The 14,216-nt window shown below is 55.7% G+C and carries 13 protein-coding genes; 4 read left to right on the top strand and 9 right to left on the bottom strand.

Features of this window, described 5'->3' with window-relative positions; all coding sequences use genetic code 11:
- Nucleotides 1-13 precede the first annotated feature (13 nt).
- Genes dctP through AC2FIP_RS11945 form a run of 3 tightly spaced genes read right to left on the bottom strand, consistent with a single transcriptional unit; the run spans nucleotide 14 to nucleotide 3,172 of the window.
- On the bottom strand, nucleotides 14-1,012 hold the full coding sequence (gene dctP / locus AC2FIP_RS11955; protein WP_496786555.1) for a TRAP transporter substrate-binding protein DctP: 999 nt from the start codon (nucleotides 1,010-1,012) through the stop codon (nucleotides 14-16).
- Between the two features lie 28 nt (nucleotides 1,013-1,040).
- On the bottom strand, nucleotides 1,041-1,985 hold the full coding sequence (locus AC2FIP_RS11950) for a hydroxymethylglutaryl-CoA lyase (RefSeq protein ID WP_496786554.1): 945 nt from the start codon (nucleotides 1,983-1,985) through the stop codon (nucleotides 1,041-1,043).
- Nucleotides 1,982-3,172 carry a CaiB/BaiF CoA transferase family protein gene (locus AC2FIP_RS11945; RefSeq protein WP_496786552.1) on the bottom strand — a complete coding sequence of 397 codons (1,191 nt, stop codon included), beginning with the start codon at nucleotides 3,170-3,172 and terminating at the stop codon, nucleotides 1,982-1,984. Before AC2FIP_RS11945 ends, AC2FIP_RS11950 begins: the two co-directional genes overlap by 4 nt.
- A gap of 101 nt (nucleotides 3,173-3,273) precedes the next feature.
- Between AC2FIP_RS11945 and AC2FIP_RS11940 the strand changes: the two genes are divergently transcribed.
- The gene (locus AC2FIP_RS11940; protein ID WP_496786551.1) at nucleotides 3,274-4,197 is read left to right on the top strand and encodes a LysR family transcriptional regulator; all 924 of its coding nucleotides are present in this window, start codon (nucleotides 3,274-3,276) and stop codon (nucleotides 4,195-4,197) included.
- 165 nt (nucleotides 4,198-4,362) lie between these two features.
- Here AC2FIP_RS11940 and AC2FIP_RS11935 read toward each other — a convergent pair whose 3' ends face one another.
- The 4 genes from AC2FIP_RS11935 to AC2FIP_RS11920 are packed head-to-tail and all read right to left on the bottom strand — an operon-like array spanning nucleotide 4,363 to nucleotide 8,193.
- Complete coding sequence (locus AC2FIP_RS11935) at nucleotides 4,363-5,274, bottom strand: LysR family transcriptional regulator (protein ID WP_496786549.1); 912 nt, start codon at nucleotides 5,272-5,274, stop codon at nucleotides 4,363-4,365.
- A 15-nt stretch (nucleotides 5,275-5,289) separates the two neighbouring features.
- Nucleotides 5,290-5,895, bottom strand: coding sequence for a 3-isopropylmalate dehydratase small subunit (gene leuD / locus AC2FIP_RS11930; RefSeq protein WP_496786548.1), 606 nt, complete (start codon nucleotides 5,893-5,895; stop codon nucleotides 5,290-5,292).
- Nucleotide 5,896: 1 nt separating this feature from the next.
- The gene (leuC, locus tag AC2FIP_RS11925) at nucleotides 5,897-7,291 is read right to left on the bottom strand and encodes a 3-isopropylmalate dehydratase large subunit (RefSeq protein WP_496786547.1); all 1,395 of its coding nucleotides are present in this window, start codon (nucleotides 7,289-7,291) and stop codon (nucleotides 5,897-5,899) included.
- Nucleotides 7,288-8,193, bottom strand: a complete 906-nt coding sequence (locus AC2FIP_RS11920; RefSeq protein WP_496786546.1) for an alpha/beta fold hydrolase — start codon at nucleotides 8,191-8,193, stop codon at nucleotides 7,288-7,290. Before AC2FIP_RS11920 ends, leuC begins: the two co-directional genes overlap by 4 nt.
- A 169-nt stretch (nucleotides 8,194-8,362) precedes the next feature.
- Between AC2FIP_RS11920 and AC2FIP_RS11915 the strand changes: the two genes are divergently transcribed.
- From AC2FIP_RS11915 to AC2FIP_RS11905, 3 genes are all read left to right on the top strand, one after another.
- Nucleotides 8,363-9,364 (top strand): DctP family TRAP transporter solute-binding subunit, encoded by a 1,002-nt coding sequence (locus tag AC2FIP_RS11915; protein ID WP_496786544.1) that lies wholly within the window; start codon nucleotides 8,363-8,365, stop codon nucleotides 9,362-9,364.
- A gap of 70 nt (nucleotides 9,365-9,434) precedes the next feature.
- On the top strand, nucleotides 9,435-10,100 hold the full coding sequence (locus tag AC2FIP_RS11910) for a TRAP transporter small permease (protein WP_496786543.1): 666 nt from the start codon (nucleotides 9,435-9,437) through the stop codon (nucleotides 10,098-10,100).
- Nucleotides 10,100-11,518, top strand: a complete 1,419-nt coding sequence (locus tag AC2FIP_RS11905) for a TRAP transporter large permease (RefSeq protein ID WP_496786542.1) — start codon at nucleotides 10,100-10,102, stop codon at nucleotides 11,516-11,518. Before AC2FIP_RS11910 ends, AC2FIP_RS11905 begins: the two co-directional genes overlap by 1 nt.
- 648 nt (nucleotides 11,519-12,166) lie before the next feature.
- Here AC2FIP_RS11905 and AC2FIP_RS11900 read toward each other — a convergent pair.
- Nucleotides 12,167-12,598 carry a glyoxalase superfamily protein gene (locus AC2FIP_RS11900; RefSeq protein WP_496786541.1) on the bottom strand — a complete coding sequence of 144 codons (432 nt, stop codon included), beginning with the start codon at nucleotides 12,596-12,598 and terminating at the stop codon, nucleotides 12,167-12,169.
- A complete protein-coding gene (locus AC2FIP_RS11895; RefSeq protein WP_496786539.1) occupies nucleotides 12,595-13,986 on the bottom strand; it encodes an MATE family efflux transporter in 1,392 nt (463 codons plus the stop codon). The genes AC2FIP_RS11900 and AC2FIP_RS11895 overlap by 4 nt, the downstream gene beginning before the upstream one ends.
- Nucleotides 13,987-14,216: the final 230 nt, after the last annotated feature.

Here is a 14,216-nt window from a genome sequence, read left to right as displayed (position 1 = left end):
AGCCTGCTTCATGTCAGTTCGAAATTTGGCCGACCAGCTCAAGCAGCTTGACGCCATCGTCACCAGTTGCGTCGCCAAACGATTTGTCGAAAGCCGGTACCATTAACTCTTTCCAGGCAGCTTCTTCCTCAGGCGTCTGGAAATGCACCTTCATGCCATTTTCAGCCAGTTGTTCGGGCGCAGCAGCCGACGCTTCTTCGGACGCGGCAACCGCCCATTCTGCGGCTTTGGCCCCCGCCTCGGCTATTGCGGCCTTCTGTGCATCTGTCAGACCATCATACCAAGCCGGGTTAAGGTAGCCGTGGAAGAACACGCTGAATAGCGGCACCACCGTCACGTGGTCCTGAACTTCAAAGTATTTGCGCGAATAGGCAGCCGCAATATCGGTCATACCTGCATCGATCACACCGGTTGAGAGTGCTTCATATACCTTAGAGCCAGACATCGCTGAAGGCGCGGCCCCCATGGCGACAAGCCCCTCATCCGCCACCGGGTTCAGGCCCCTGATCTTCACGCCTTCGAAATCTTCCGGATTGATCAGCGGTGATCCCTTTGAAGTCATCGCTGTCATCCGTGTCGTGAACAGCCACACCGCGTTCTGCACTCCTTTTTCAAGAAGCTTCTGATCCAGAAACGCAGCTGCGTCGCTACCCGGCCAAGCAGCGAGCGTCTCTGGATCGGTGACCGCATAAGGCTTCAGGGTTACGTTCATGATCGGCAGGGTTTTGCCCCACTGCGGGTTGATCGAAAACGCGCATTCAATATTGCCTTTGGCTACTGATGCTATGTTCTCGCGCGCGCCAACAAGGCTGTTGGCACCAAAAACCTGCACGTCGATTTCCCCGTTCGACAAGGTCTCAATCTCTGCGGCCCACTGGTCAATGACCTTCGCGATATGGTGCCCAGGTGGCAACTGGTGGCTGCAGCGCATCTCGGTTGCCTCGGCATGGGCCACGCTGCTCACGGTTGTTGCGGCCAATAACGCGGCCGCTGCAGTTCTGAAAAAGTTCATGGTTTCCTCCACTCTGTCATTTTGTTGTCTATTGGGCGCGCCAGTTGATTGGGCGCGGTACTCCGGCGCGTGACAACGCACCGAAGAGATGTTCGTCAGGCATTTCAGACGCGGCGACCACTCGCACAGACATCAGCTTTTCCAGATCGATGCCGGTTGCAAATCCTTTACGTTCACAGAGATATACAAGGTCTTCAAAGACCACGTTCCCTGTTGCGCCTGGAGCAAAAGGGCAGCCTCCGAGCCCCGCCAACGAACCGTCGATTACCCGGACGCCAGCGTCGAGGGCAGCGGAGGCATTGGCAATCCCCATTCCCCTTGTATCGTGCAAGTGAATGTTCACCGCGACATCGCCCAATTCGTTCTTCACTTGCTCCACAAGATCTTGCACCTGATCTGGACCTGCAAAACCTACAGTATCTGCCAGACCTATTATGTCTGCGCCTGCGTCCGCGCATGCCGCTGCGATGCGCACCACCTCGTGCGGGTCTACTTCCCCAGCTATCGAGCAACCGAAAGCCATGGCGATGCCGACCTGAACCAAAGGCAAGGTTTCCGAGCCCTTAACCAGTTCGACGGTTCTGCCGACCAAGGCAATTGCTTCCTCCCGAGAACGGTTAGCATTCGCCTGACTATGCTCCTCGGTCGCCGAGACCACTGTGACGATTTCATCAACCGAGGTCTGAACTGCGTCAGACGCCCCTCGATCGTTCAGGGCCAGTGCCGCCGAATGGACGTCGAGACTGTGGCAAATGTCGATGATGTCCCTGACATCTGCGAATTGCGGCATGGCCTTTGCCGGAAGGAAAGAGCCGATCTCAAAGTGCCGAACACCAGCGGCACTTTCACGGCGCAACCATTCGGCCTTCGCTGCAGTCGAGGGATATCGTTGGACCATCTGCAGACCGTCGCGCAATCCAACTTCCCGCAATACGACCCTATCGGGCGGGTATATTTCTGACAGGCGGGTCACGTTGAATTCCTGTCCGCCGCGCCACTTGCCGCCAGTACTTCCGAAGATGACAGGCCAAGCTCTGAAAGCACGGTATCCGTATCATCGCCGACATCTGCGATATCGAGTGAAACCGGACGAGGACTGTCGCCATCAATTTCGAAGGGCAAGCCTGGAGCCCGGAATACCTCACCGCCAGAGTCATGTGAGTGATGCAAACCACCGGGTCGTAATACATGTGGGTCCTGATACATGTCTGCCGGACGATTGATTGGCGAAAAGGGAATGCCTGAAGCTTCAAAAAGCTCGATCAGTTCAGAAAAATCGCGTTTTTTGATCGCTTCTGCAAAAAGGGTAAGCGTCCAATGCCGCGCTTCAATTTGATCCATCTTTGTCTGGAGGCGACTATCCTCCAGCAAATGCTCTAAACCGATAGCTTTGCACAATGTCTTCCAATGGCCCCCTGTGACAGCACCCACAAAGATCTGACGATTGTCCCGCGTGTCGAAGATGTCATAAACCGGCCAGGAAAACTCCCGCTCCGGCATAGGAGCCGGTTCGTGTCCGTCCAAATCGAACTGAACCATGTGTTGCATGACAAGCATAAGGCAATTCTCGAACAGGCCAATGCGTATCGTCCGGCCTTCTCCGGATTGCTGCCGCTCCATCAACGCGCCGAGAACTGCAAGCGCGCCGAAGACCCCACCCATGATGTCATTTGCAGACGACCCAATGCGCAACGGACGACCCGTTGGACCAGTCATATAGGCCATTCCGGTCATCATCTGAACGACTTCGTCCATTGCCGTTCGATCCTGATATGGGCCATGCAGGAAGCCCTTGCAGGATGCGATGATCAGTTTGGGGTACTTCTCTCGCAACGCGGAAGGCCCAAATCCCATCTTTGCAAGGGACTGGTCGCGGAAGTTCTCAACGAAAACATCGGCGGTAGCCAATAATCGATCCAGTGCCGACGTACCGGCCTTGGACTTGAGGTCCAATGTGATTGAACGCTTGCCGCGATTGAAACTTGGGAAGAACCCTCGCCCCATTCCTGTCAGGTGCCGGGTCTTATCGCCTGTAGGGGGCTCAACTTTGATAACCTCAGCCCCGAGATAGGCGAGGACTTGACCGCAACTTGGCCCCATTATCATGTGGGTCATTTCAACGACGCGGATACCCCGCAAAGGCCTGAAATCGTCTGACACGATGTGTGCTCCAATTGGACTCGCGTTAACCAACGTTACCTGATCGACATGCTTTACTAAATTTCAATGTTAATAAGGTTTCTTTCTGATATTGAGAAAGCATGGACAGTCGCCAGCTCCGGTACTTTGCAGCGATCTTTGAGGAAGGCGCGCTCGCTCGCGCTGCCGAGCGCGAGAGGGTCGCCGTGTCTGCTTTGAGCAGGCATCTGTCCAATCTGGAAGCCGAACTTGGCACGCAGCTATTTGAGAGATTGCCAAGGGGTGTTCGACCTACGGCGTCTGGTGTTCGACTATATGAACACGCACGCGCGATCCTGCGATCCATGCAAGCCGCTAGTATCGATATCAGAGATACAGCGAACGAGATAGCGGGTGAGGTCTCGGTGGGCTTCGCACATTCTGCGGTCAAAGCAATCGGCGTGCCCTTGGTGCAACGTGTCTCGCAAGACTATCCGAAACTCCGCCTGCATCTATCAGAGATCTTTTCCGGGTCCACTGCCCAACAGCTTGCGTCTTCGGAGGTCGATTTGACCCTCACCTATAATCAGCCTCCTGACTCACGATTCAGGTTCCAACCGATTTTGGAAGAAGAATTGGTTTTGGTTGGCCGCCCGGATGTTATCGGCGGGACCGATGCAATCAGCTTTGAGGCATTACTGAACTTACCGCTCATTATTCTTCGCCAGGGTCTGTACACGCGGGCCATGATGGACGACCCGTCCCTACTTAGGCGGATCGAAGAGAACGCGCAGTTCCAAATAAATTCGATTGCCGCTATCGGCGGATCTCTTCTTTCCGGCATCGGCTGCCTTGTAGGCACAGAGTTTATCCTGAAGGAACACATTGACGCGGGCATGTTGGTGACACGCCCGATCATCAAGCCGAAACTCAGTCGCACGCTCTATATTGGCGAATTAAGCGATCGCCCAGCGACCTATGCATTTGAAGCTGTGCGCCAGCTATGTATTGAGCTGATGGTTAATGCGGTGGAAGCACAACAATGGAAAGCGACGCTGACAAGTTAGCCGTATGAGATCGTGAAGAGTTCAAAGCGGCCGTTCACTACGTAGTATCCCGCTGATCGCTATGAGTCATGCGCCTGGATTCGAACAACTGGCCAGATGACGGTTCGTCCGCAGAACAGTTTCTCAAGACATCTCAGCATGAGTCCAGACCCCGTCGGGGTCTTGTCACTGACCAACCCCTGTGGGGTGCAGTCGCGACGAAACATCTTTGACCACATCCACGAATTCGTCCACCATTTTCGAGTTTCCCGCTGCCCGTCGCGCGACGTAGAGTTCAATGCTTTGACCGTCCGTATGGTACGGGATGCAACTCAAATGCGCCGGAGCGAGGGCACGGATCCAGGCCGGTGCCAACCCGATGCCAACCCCGTGCGCCACCAGCTGCAACATGGTGGATTTGTCGATGACTTCGCAGGCGATGTCTGGTTGCCACCCATGGGCGCGATAGCTGTTCCAGAGCAGGTCGTGAAGGATCGGGCGGGCGTGTTTTGGAAACCCTATAATCGGATGATCTCTGATATCTGCCGCTGACAGCGTGTCCCGGCCTGCAAGTTCCGATGAGGATGGCAAGACCACAACAGCGCCCTGCTGGTACAAAAGGTCCGCTTTCAAATACTCTTCCTCAGGGGCTTTGCGGACAAAAGCAATGTCGGTGCGGTGATTTGCAAGCTCTTGCGTATGGTAATCCGAGGACGAAATCTCAAGAATGTCCACATGCACCGAAGGCTGCCGTTTGCGGAACGCCATCAGCGCTGGCGGCAACAGCATCGAGATCGCCTCATCAACCCCGCTGACCCGCAATGTCTTCAGGCCGCTATCGGCCGCATGCCGGGCTTTGGAAACGGACTTGTCGATATCCGCCAGAATACGCTTGGCGTCGCGCAGGAACTCGGACCCCGCTTGCGTCAAGCTGACCTGCCGGGTTGTCCGAAAGAACAGGGCAAAGCCCAGCTCGTGTTCCAGCGCGGAAATACGGTCAGACAAAGCAGGCTGGCTGAGGCCAAGACGTTCGCCCGCCTTTCGAAAATGCAACTCTTCTGCGACCGCTACAAAGCACTGAAGTTGGCGAAATTCCAAGGCAACCTATCCCGACTACTGTATGACGCGCACCCGTTGCTGATCGCCCAGCCCGCTTTCATATTTGCGGATCGCGTCCGCGAACTCCAACGAGTTCAGGGTGTCGTCGCGGCCCTCAAGATGGGCGGTCTGCGTCGCGTCGTCCATTTCAAACGGCAGCTCTGCCTCTCCCATTCTGATGACTCGGTTTTCGATATCAATCGTGTAGCTGACACCATCCTCATGGGACGCCGCATGCATCAACCGATCCCGCACCTCGGGACTGACCATGGGCAAGGCAAGGCCATTCTTGCGCGCATTGTCATAGAAAATGCCCGCAAAGCTGGTGCCGATGATGCCCTGAATGCCCAGTTGGACCAGCCCCCAGACCGCGTGTTCCCGGCTGGACCCGCATCCGAAATTGTCGCCAACAACCAATATTTTGGCCTCATGCCACGGGTGCGTGTTCAGCACGAATTCCGAGCGCGGCGTATCATCGTCGTGAAAGCGCAGGTCGGCGAATGTGCCCTCTGCCAGTCCTTCGCGCGTAATGGTGATCAGAAAGCGTTTGGGCATGATCACATCGGTATCGACATTAGCAAGCGGCAGGGCGGCGGCGAGTCCATGAACTGTTTTGGGCATCTTATTCCGCTCCTTTACTCAGAAACTCACGCACATCCGCGATACGGCCTCGGATGGCGGCGGCGACCACCATTTCGGGACTCATCAAATGGGTGCGTGCCCCCCTGCCCTGCCGTCCTTCGAAATTGCGGTTGGTCGAGGACGCAATCCGCTCGCCATCCATGGCGATATCGTCATTCATCGCAAGGCACATCGAACATCCGCTTTCCGGGCGCCAGTCAAACCCCGCTTCCTTGAACACCCGGTCGATCCCCTCAGCCTCGGCCTGTAGACGGGTATAGGTTGAGCCGGGCACGACGATGGCGTTCACCGATCCGGCGACCTTTTTGCCCTGCAGGATTGAAGCAGCCGCGCGCAGATCCTCGATACGGCTGTTGGTGCACGAGCCGATAAAGGCGCTGTCGATCTCGATATCGGTGATCGCCTGACCGGCCCTCAGGTCCATATAGTTTAGTGCGCGGTTCAGCGCCTCGCGTGCCTTTGGCGTCATCCCCTCGGTCTCGGCGGGGACCAAGCTGTCGACTGGAACGGACTGATCCGGGCTGGTGCCCCAACTGACAAGCGGGGCAATCTCGGCAGCGTCAATCTCGAACACCGTGTCGTATTCCGCGCCCGCATCCGAGTTCCATTCCAGCCCGCCGAAGTCCAGTGTGCCGCTATGCGCGCGCCCCTTGATTGTCTCAAGCGCCTTTTGGTCTGCCCCGATCAGGGCGGCCCGTCCGCCCAACTCGACCGCCATGTTGCAGATTGTCATCCGACCGGACATTTCCTGCGCGTGGATGGCCGAGCCGGAAAACTCGACGGCATAGCCATTTGCACCGCCCGCGCCGACCACCTGAACGACCTTCATGATGATGTCTTTGGCGGTCACACCGGGGGCAAGATCGCCATCGATTTTGACCAGCATGGCCTTAAGCCGCTTATAGCGCAGGGTTTGCGTCGCCAGCACGTGTTCAACCTCGGACGTGCCGATGCCAAAACCCAGCGCTCCGAAGGCCCCATAGGTTGTGGTGTGGCTGTCACCGCAGGCAATCAGCATCCCCGGCGCGACAAGGCCCTGTTCGGGGACAACAACATGCTCGATCCCCTGGCGGCGGTCGCCCAAGCCGTAGAAGGCGATGTTGTGCTTTTCACAATTGGCTTCCAGATTGTCGATCAGCAGCTTAGACGCCGCATCATGCGGATTGCGCTGCCGTGTGGCATTCACGTGATCGACCACCGACAAATGAGCCTCGGGCCGCCAGACGGAAAGCCCCTTCCGATCCAGCCCGGAAAAGGCCTGCGGGCTGGTGTATTCATTCATGATGTGGAAATCGACATAGATCAGCATGTCGCCGTCAGGCAAGTCGCAGACCTTATGTGCGTCCACCAGTTTATCGTAAAGCGTCCTGCTCATTCGGCAGCATCCTTCTGTTCACTCTGGTGCAGGAAAAATGCGCGCATTCGCCTGGCTATTTCGTCCGGAATTTCTTCGGCCATGTAATGCGTGGCATCGACGGCCTCGCCCTCGACCCGGTTTGCACGCTCACGCCACAACGCCATCGCGTCGAAACAGGTCTCGATCACCCCACGCTTGGCCCATAGGACCATCAGCGGCTGTTCAACTTTACGCCCGTCATCCTGATCGTCATGTTCGATATCAATGGTTGCCGCAGCGCGGTAGTCCTCGCAAGCGGCATGGACCGCCTCGGGTGCGCTGAAGGTGGCGATGTATTCGTCCAGCGCAGCAGTGGCAAAGGGGTTTTCACCCTTCGCCTGGTTAAAGCATTTCAATTTCCAGAACTGCGCGGGATCATTGCCGATGATTTGTTCCGGAATGGGGTGTTTCTGAATCAGAAAGAACCAGTGCCAATAGGCGGTGGCAAATTCCTTTGAAGTATCGCGATACATTTCGCGCGTCGGTGCGATGTCCAGAAGGACCATCGCCCGGACATTCTGTGGATGATCCAGCGCCATTCGGTGGGTGACACGCGCACCGCGATCATGTGCACCGACCAGAAAGGTTTTGTGCCCCATCTGAGACATGACGGAGACCATGTCATTTGCCATTTCGCGTTTCGAATAGGGCGTATGCCGGTCGTCTGAGGCGGGTTTAGACGACCGACCATATCCGCGCAGGTCGGGGCAGATGACATGGAACTGATCTGTAAGCTGCGGAGCAACCGCATGCCACATGGCCGATGTCTGTGGATAGCCGTGCAACAGCAAAAGGCCCGGATTGCTGGGGTCGCCACCCTGGCGCACAAAAATCTTCTGCTCGCCGACATTCAAAGTCAGTTCCGCGAAATCCAGAAACATACCGGTGCGCTCCGCTAAATCGATTTGTCATTCAAGATAGCCGACTTTTTTGATGATATTAATCGACTTTACTGATCAATTCTTCCGAAAAATCAACACCGCCCAAGCATGTACTCTCGGTCAGCATATTTATTCAGGTCAGACCGGCCTGACTGAAAGGGAGGAAGCTATGAAGTTCTGGAAGACATCAAGCCTGGTCGTTGCGCTTGTCACCGGTGCAGGTGCGGCCTTTGCCGCCTGTGATCCGGGCGAAGTCGTCATCAAGTTTAGCCACGTCACCAATACCGATAAACACCCCAAGGGCATCGCGGCGACGCTGTTGGAACAGCGCATCAATGATGAAATGGATGGAAAAGCCTGCATGGAGGTTTTTCCAAACTCAACCCTCTACAATGATGACAAGGTGCTCGAGGCGCTACTGAACGGCGATGTACAACTGGCGGCACCGTCGCTGTCGAAATTCGAAAAGTTCACTAAGAAATTCCGCATCTTCGACCTGCCATTCCTGTTCAAGAATATCGAAGCTGTCGATGCCTTCCAGACCTCGGACGCCGGGCAAGCCCTGCTGGATTCGATGCAGCGTCGTGGCCTTCAGGGGCTGACCTTCTGGCACAACGGCATGAAACAGATGTCGGCCAATGTCCCGCTGGTAACACCGGCCGATGCGGGTGGGTTGAAATTCCGGGTCATGTCCTCGGACGTGCTGGCGGCGCAGATGGAAGCTATTGGCGGCAGCCCGCAGAAAATGGCCTTTTCCGAGGTCTACGGTGCGCTTCAGCAGGGTGTTGTCGACGGACAGGAAAACGTGTGGTCCAACATCTACGGCAAGAAGTTCTTTGAGGTGCAGGACGGCATCACCGAGACCAATCACGGCATAATCGACTATCTAGTGGTAACCTCGGTGGACTGGCTGGACAGCTTGGACCCCGAAGTGCGCGAACAGTTCCTGACTATTCTGGACGAGGTAACGGCCACCCGGAACTCGGAATCCTATGAGGTCAATCAAAAGAACCGCCAGGCGATCCTGGACGCAGGCGGCACCATTCGCACGCTGACGGATGACGAACGTCTGGAATGGGTCACCGCCATGCAACCGGTGTGGGAGCAGTTCTCGGGTGATATCGGCCAGGACTCCCTCGACGCAGCGGTCCAGATCAACTCTGGCTTCTGAGCAACACCATCGGCGGGCAGGACAATCCTGCCTGCTGTTTTCCTGAAATCGGCTGTTGGGAGGGTAGGCTATGAACAACAATCACTCGTTCATGGACCGGATCGAAGAAGGTTTGATCGCCGGAATTCTGGGTCTGATGACTGCACTAACATTTGCCAACGTCCTCGCCAGATATGTCTTTAACTCAAATATCCTTTGGGCGTTGGAGATGACAGTCTTCCTGTTCGCCTGGTTTGTTCTGCTCGGGGCTTCCTATGCGGTGAAAAAACACGCGCATCTGGGGGTCGATTTGGTGGTGAACATGCTGCACGGCAATGCCCGGAAACGACTGGCCCTGGTCGCTGCTGCTGTTTGTGTCGCCTTCTCATTTCTTATGCTGAAGGGATCGTGGGATTACTGGGCCAACTTCGCCAACTTGCCCGCCACCGAAGGGCGATGGTTCCCGCTTGGGTTCGAGCAAGACTACCTTGAAAAGGGCTGGTACGAGACCAACGACATCCCGATGCCCAGTATCCTCGGCTGGATGGCAGACACCTTCAATGAGGGCGAGGCCTACGAAAAGATCTCGCGTTTTCTGCCCTACATTGTGCTGCCGATTTCAATGGCCTTGCTGTTGCTGCGGTTTGTTCAGGCGACGTTCAGCATCCTGAACGGGAATGCGGATCGGCTCGTGGCCAGCCACGAGGTTGAAGATGAACTGGCTGAGATCGAAGCCAAGAACGCGGAGGCAAAATAATGGAAGTCGTCCTTCTCTTTGCGATGGTCATCGGTTTCCTGATGATCGGTGTCCCGATTGCAGTCTCGCTCGGGATGTCATCCATCCTGTTTTTGCTCTGTTTTTCAGACAGTTCACTGGCGTCGGTCGCACAAACGCTGTTTGCCGCATTCGAAGGCCACTTTACTCTGCTGGCAATCCCTTTCTTCATCCTCGCCTCGGCCTTCATGACAACCGGAGGCGTAGCGCGGCGGATCATCCGCTTCTCGATTGCCTCTGTGGGCCATTTCCCGGGCGGCCTCGCGATTGCGGGTGTGTTTGCCTGTATGCTGTTTGCCGCGCTGTCAGGTTCATCGCCAGCCACCGTTGTCGCCATCGGCACAATCGTGATCTCTGGTATGCGGCAGGTCGGATACTCCAAGGAATTCGCAGCCGGTGTGATCTGTAACGCCGGTACGCTGGGCATCCTGATCCCACCCTCCATCGTGATGGTGGTCTATGCCGCCTCGGTCGAAGTTTCCGTAGGCCGGATGTTCCTTGCGGGCGTCATTCCGGGGCTGTTGGCCGGTGTGATGCTGATGGTCACCATTTATGTCATCGCCAAGATCAAGAACCTGCCCAAGGGCGAGTGGAAAGACTGGGGCGAAGTTTTCCAGTCGGGCCGTGAGGCCGGTTGGGGCCTGTTCCTGATCGTGATCATTCTGGGCGGTATCTATGGCGGCATCTTCACCCCCACCGAAGCCGCCGCTGTGGCTGCAGTCTATGCCTTCTTCATCGCCACCTTTGTCTACAAGGACATGGGCCCGCTGGCCGCCCCCAAAACCCGCAGCCTGTCGGCCGCCGCAGTGATCGAAGACGCCCCTGCCGGCCCGCGCATTCCCCTGAAAAGTAAGCCCTGGGCAGTGGTCACCGCGATTGTGCATCCGGACACTCAAAAGACCCTGTTCGATGCGGGGAAACTGACTGTGACGCTGCTGTTTGTGATCGCGAACGCGCTGATCCTGAAACATGTACTGACGGACGAGCAAATCCCGCAACAGGTCGCCAATGCGATGTTGTCAGCGGGCTTCGGACCGGTGATGTTCCTGGTGGTCGTCAACATCATCCTACTGATCGGTGGTCAGTTTATGGAACCCTCGGGCCTCTTGGTCATTGTGGCACCGCTGGTGTTCCCGATTGCCATCGAGTTGGGCATCGATCCAATCCATTTGGGCATCATCATGGTGGTCAATATGGAGATCGGTATGATCACCCCGCCGGTGGGCCTGAACCTCTTCGTCACCTCGGGCGTTGCCGGGATGCCGATGATGAGCGTGGTTAAGGCAGCCCTGCCATTCCTGGCGGTGCTGTTTGTATTCCTGATCATCGTCACCTACGTTCCGTTCCTGTCTACATTCCTGCCCAACACGTTCATGGGACCGGAAATCATAACCCAGTGAGATGGAATGCGTTGGCGGCATCTATCGCCAGCGCCTTTTGTTCAAGATAGTAGAATTTGTGCGAGTATTGTGGTGTTCCAGCGGCGCAACAATGCTAAAAGCCTCCTTCCCTCACGGTTGAGAAATTAGCTGGTCAGTCTTGGAATGGCTCCGCCGAATAACCAGCTCAAATTCCGCTTTTTGCGCAGGCCGTTTCTTTTGGTAGAAATGAAGCAAAAATAGCGATCGTCGCCGGGCCGCACCTCGAACGCAAGTTTTCGCAATCAACGGAAGTTCTGCGCCACCGTAACAAAGTACGAACGTCGCTGAAACGGTGTTATGTGAAGCGATCTCTGGTTGAGTGGTCAGCTCATCAGAGGGCCCAACGCACCATCACTTAATTTGCCCAATAACAGCCATTGATCGTGTATGCAGAGAAGGTCAGCAATGAGCCCAATCTGTACCTTCGGTATTTTTGCTGCGCGCGCTCGCAGCACGAAAATCGCCGTAAGAGGTTAGGTTCCGCCGCCGCAGGGCAGCGGCAAAATCTGCCATTCGTCGATTGCGCAGAATTTTTAATACGACATATTTACAGGTTGCAAGACAAGACGGCCATCGGCTTCAATCGCGCCAACAGCCGCTGACAAATTTAAGAACCGGATTTCCCTGTCAGCATAAATTGATTTGAAGGTGCGCCTGCCCGTCGCTTGTCCGTTCAACAGAATGTCCATTGGGACCAATTACACCACGAATGCGCGAGCGGAAATTTGAGAAGCCTTCGGATGTGACAACGTCTACGGCTTCATCCAAGTGCACCTCTAACCGGAACCATCCTGGTTTCATGATCGAAATAGAGACCACATGCCCCGTGAACGGTTGCGATAGATACGTTCCGCTGACCTTGTCCCCGATGGCCCATCCCTTGAGTGGTCCGTTTCCGATGGCTGCAAACATCGTGTTCCAATCGCGGAACCCGTGTTGGTGGGCGACCAACTCGAGGGACTTGGCATGGCCAATCGATGCCCCTTCTTCGGTCAATTTTGTGCGCAAACGCTTAGCTTGATCCTTGGCTTGCGTAGCTGACGGAAATTGCGTGTTCATGACGCCACTCCTTTTTTGGTGTGGAAAATACCCCATTTTAACTCTGGGTCTTGGGCAGAGAGCCACAACACTACAACAGTGAGACCCAACATCATCACTTCGGCCAGCGGGCCCGCATACCAGATGCCAACTTCGCCAAACCAGAGGGGCAACAGGAACGTCAACGGGATCGCAAAGGCATAAGGTTTTGTCAGCCCTAGAAGGGCTGCCTTTCCTGCAGATCCAATCGCCTGAAAATAGGTCGCAATCATCATCAACGGGCCCAACAGGAAAAAGACACATGTCATTACCGGCAAGATGCGCGCAACCTCTGCAATGACCGACGTGTCGTCTACAAACGCGCTCGCGATCCGGCTAGGCATGCTAATCACAACGACCTGCACGATTGCGCAATAAACAAACGCGACCCAAAGTGCCATGCGCAGGCTTGCATCTGACCTTTGCCAAAGTTCAGCACCATAGTTGTTGCCCGTGATCGTCTGCATTGCAAACGACAAGCCCAGAAGTGGCAGGAAAGCAAAGGTGATGACCCGCGTGATGATCCCGTAAGCAGTAATTGTGTCGGCGTAACCCGGGCGACCAATCCATTGGAGGGCTGAGATAATCGCGGCCGACCCGAGAGCTAGTCCAATGAAATTGAGGCTTTGTGGTGCACCCAGTGCGAGGATCCGCCCCCATTTTCCGCATACGGAATGGGACAGCAAGGTCGCAGGACGCAGCGATGTTTCCCCAAACAATCGGAACGCAAATATGATCGCAAACGCGAGCGCTTGTGCCGCCGCTGTGCCATAGGCTGACCCAGCTACGCCCATGTCCAGAACGGCGATGAGTACGTAGTTGAACCCGATGTTTGCAATCGAAACCAGCAGGCTCATCGCGGCCATAAAGCCCACGCGCCCTTCGTTGCGCAGCGCATCAGAATTTACCGACAACACGAACAAAAGCGGTGAGAAGAACACCGTAATCCGCAGGTAGACCAACCCCATTTGCGCCAAAGTCTCTGACCCACCAGCGGCCAGCAATGCAACTGGCTGGCCCAATAGAAGGAACAACACTATCAGAACTGCGCCCAATCCAATTGCCAGCCCGTGTGCGCCTGTAAACGTGGCACGCGCGCCGTTCACGTCACCCGCGCCAAGGGATCGCGCCAGAAGGCTCGACATGCCGTTCGCCACAAGCGTGGAAAGCGCCACAATCAGCATGTAGATCGGGAACATCAACGTGACCGCAGCCAGCGCATCAGGGCCTACATAAATTCCCAGAAACAGCGCATCTGCAACAGACAGAAGCCCATTCATTCCCATCACGAAAATGATCGGGAGTGCGGTCCTAAAATAGATGGTGCCAAGCGGCCCATCGGTGAATGTATTAGTGGGGCTATCGGTCATATCTCTCTTGCCTGATCGCGCAATTTGAGATGGGACCCGCATTGCCATCCGCGCGATATGCGGAAAGAGGTAGATAGAGAATTACGTCGCAGAACTTAACCAAGACAAAAGTCAGCGGGAGGCAGGCGTCCACAGCCTGTACGTTGGCTAATCTGAAATTTTTCTGTCGTCAAGCGGTTAGACTGCATCCGGTTTTGCGGAAGCTGACTTTCGCCGCGTTGCAGAAAACC

It is taken from the genome of Ruegeria sp. CDSB114 (assembly GCF_059611025.1).
This window is presented reverse-complemented; position numbering and strand designations above follow the sequence as displayed.